This window comes from uncultured Limnohabitans sp., from assembly GCF_937889215.1.
Classification (GTDB): domain Bacteria; phylum Pseudomonadota; class Gammaproteobacteria; order Burkholderiales; family Burkholderiaceae_C; genus Limnohabitans_A.
Window position 1 is genome coordinate 1 of sequence record NZ_CALBEX010000281.1, and the last position, 1,957, is coordinate 1,957.

Consider the following 1,957-nt stretch of genomic DNA (forward strand, 5'->3'; position numbering starts at 1 on the left):
AGTGTGAGACGCCCCAGCGCTCCTATCATTGGACGCATGATCACGCCCCAGAACGACCGCACCGACCGCATGCACCCCCTCGACGAAGCGCTCGACCTGCGCGCCACGGCGCCCCACGAATTCACGGGCGCGACCCACCCTGCTTACGCCAACATGATCGGCCCTTTTGGCGGCACGACCGCTGCGCAGTTGCTGCAGTCAGCTTTGCTGCACCCGGACCGATTGGGCGACCCCGTGGCCCTGACCGTGAACTTTGCGGCCCCGGTGGCCGATGGGGAGATCCGTTTTGTGGTGAGGCCTGTGCGCACCAACCGCTCCACCCAGCACTGGATCATCGAGGCGCACCAAGCGGGCGGCGTGGTGGCGACCGCCACGGCGGTGTTTGCCGTGCGACGCGAGACTTGGTCGGCTGTCGAGGCGGTGATGCCAGCCAACATGCCTGCCCCCGATGCGGTGACCCGCATGCCGGTCAAAGGGATGCCCGCTTGGCCGCAGCGCTACGACATGCGTTTTGTCGAAGGCGCATTTCCCAGCGCCTTTGACGAGCAGGAGCAAAGCCACTCGCGCTCGACCTTGTGGTTGCGCGACGAGCCTGAGCGGGCACTGGACTTTGCTTCTTTGGCAGCCATCAGCGACAGTTTTTTCCCGCGCATCTACATCCGCCGCCGCCGCCGGGCCATGATCGGGACGGTGTCCCTCACCACCTACTTTCATGCCGATAGCGCTTTGCTGGCGCAGGTGGGCACACGCCATGTGCTGGGCGTGGCCAAGGCGCTCAACTACCGCCATGGCTACTTTGACCAGACCGGCGAACTTTGGAGTCCTGAAGGCCAATTGCTGGCGAGCACGCACCAGCTGGTGTATTTCAAGGACTGAGCGCCAGCAATCAACGTGAACTTGCAAGCTTCATTTGCTGCAGCGCGCTTGCCACTTCAGTGACCAGGGCAGGGCCTTTGTAGATTAGCCCGGTGTAAATCTGCACCACATCAGCGCCCGCTTCGATTTTAGAAATCGCGTCGTGCCCGCTCAAGATGCCGCCCACGCCGATGATGGGGAAGTCTTTGCCCAGCGCGTTGCGCAGCTGCCGAATCACGCGGTTGCTGCTGGCCAGGACAGGTGCGCCCGACAGGCCGCCCATTTCTTCAGCATGCGCCAAGCCGCTCACCGCATCGCGTGCCAGCGTGGTGTTGGTCGCGATCACGCCGTCCATACCGTGTTTTTGCAGCGTGGCAGCGATCACGCCGACTTGCGTTTCGTCCAGATCGGGTGCGATTTTCAGGAACATGGGCACGCGGCGACCATGCTCTGCGGCCAGTTCTTCGCGCCGCGCCACCAGGGCGCCCAGCAGGCCATCCAGCGCTTCGTCGCTTTGCAAGGCGCGCAAGTTTTTGGTGTTGGGGCTGGAGATGTTCACCGCCACATAGTCGGCATGCGGGTACACGCCCGCCAGCGCGATCAAATAATCGTCGGTGGCGTTCTCGATGGGCGTGGCGGCATTTTTGCCGATGTTCAGGCCCAGCAGGCGGCCTTGCTGGCGGAATTGGGAGCGCTTGACGTTGGCGATGAAGGCGTCCAGACCGTCGTTGTTGAAGCCCAGGCGGTTGATCAGCGCGTTGGCATCGGGCAGGCGAAACATGCGGGGCTTGGGGTTGCCCGGCTGCGCCTTGGGGGTGACGGTGCCGACCTCCACAAAGCCAAAGCCCATGGCACCCAAGCCATCGATGCAGCGGGCGTTTTTGTCCAGGCCCGCAGCCATGCCCACACGGTTTGGGAATCGCAGGCCTGCCAGCGTGATGGGGTGGGCCACAAAGGGCTGGCGGTAAGCGCGGTCAAACGGCGTGTTTTGCGTACGGGCCAGGCCTTCAATGGTCAGGTCGTGTGCCGCCTCCGGGTCCATCTTGAACAAAAAGGGGCGGGCCAAGCAATAAGGGATCAGGGACATTGGATAATTCCAGAC

2 protein-coding genes are annotated in these 1,957 nt (G+C 63.3%); one reads left to right on the top strand and one right to left on the bottom strand.

What is annotated here, in order from left to right:
• Positions 1 to 36: 36 nt before the first annotated feature.
• On the top strand, positions 37 to 876 hold the full coding sequence (locus Q0341_RS07130; protein WP_299511548.1) for a thioesterase family protein: 840 nt from the start codon (positions 37 to 39) through the stop codon (positions 874 to 876).
• Between the two features lie 10 nt (positions 877 to 886).
• On the opposite strand, the gene Q0341_RS07135 is transcribed toward Q0341_RS07130, so the two are convergent.
• Positions 887 to 1,942 carry a quinone-dependent dihydroorotate dehydrogenase gene (locus Q0341_RS07135; RefSeq protein WP_299511550.1) on the bottom strand — a complete coding sequence of 352 codons (1,056 nt, stop codon included), beginning with the start codon at positions 1,940 to 1,942 and terminating at the stop codon, positions 887 to 889.
• Positions 1,943 to 1,957 lie beyond the last annotated feature (15 nt).

Bases quoted from the DNA above. Each gene is read 5' to 3' on its own strand.
- Q0341_RS07130 (WP_299511548.1), top strand. From the start codon at position 37: ATGATCACGCCCCAGAACGACCGCACCGACCGCATGCACCCCCTCGAC.
- Q0341_RS07135 (WP_299511550.1), bottom strand. From the start codon at position 1,942: ATGTCCCTGATCCCTTATTGCTTGGCCCGCCCCTTTTTGTTCAAGATG.